The sequence below is a fragment of the Mesorhizobium sp. M7A.F.Ca.CA.003.01.2.1 genome (genome assembly GCF_003998945.1).
Taxonomy (GTDB): Bacteria; Pseudomonadota; Alphaproteobacteria; order Rhizobiales; family Rhizobiaceae; genus Mesorhizobium; species Mesorhizobium ciceri.
Map to the genome: position 1 here is coordinate 1 of NZ_RZRA01001610.1, position 547 is coordinate 547.

The window sequence follows — 547 nt, forward strand, 5'->3', positions numbered from 1 at the left end:
GGCCAGACCAGCGGAAAGGCGATCCAGCGCACGATGGAGCCGATTCCGGCCATCACCATGACCGACACGACGGAGAACCGGCCGAAAAAGCGGGTGAACATCATGAACATGCAGACTTCCGACACCACGCCCCAAGCCCATAAGAGACCGACTACCGAATCGCCGAGGCCGATCGACTTCCAGTAGATGGAGACGAAACCGTAGAGGAATGCGTGGCTGGCGGTGATGACGCCGACGCCCGTGGAAAAATACAGGAAATACGGGTTGAGAAGCTTCGGCGCTGAATGCTGGATGTCGGTGGCCGACAGCGGCGAGGCGCGCCGCGGACGGCCAAGGCGCGGCGCCAGCAGGCCGGCGGCAAGGGCGGCGGCAAACGCCACCAGAATGATAACCGGAACGGCTTGTGAACCGGTTACCGACAGAATGAAGCCGCCGGCGATATTGGCGAACAAATAGGAAATCGAGCCCCATTTGCGCATGCTTGTGTAGTTCGAACCGAAGCGGCGGACACCCGAAAGAGCCAGCGAATCGGCGATCGGCGAATGCG

At 61.2% G+C, this 547-nt stretch carries 1 protein-coding gene; it reads right to left on the reverse strand.

Annotation, left to right across the window (positions count from 1 at the left end):
* Nucleotides 1–547: MFS transporter (locus EN969_RS34520; RefSeq protein ID WP_206525380.1), on the reverse strand; the 547-nt coding region annotated here is incomplete at both ends.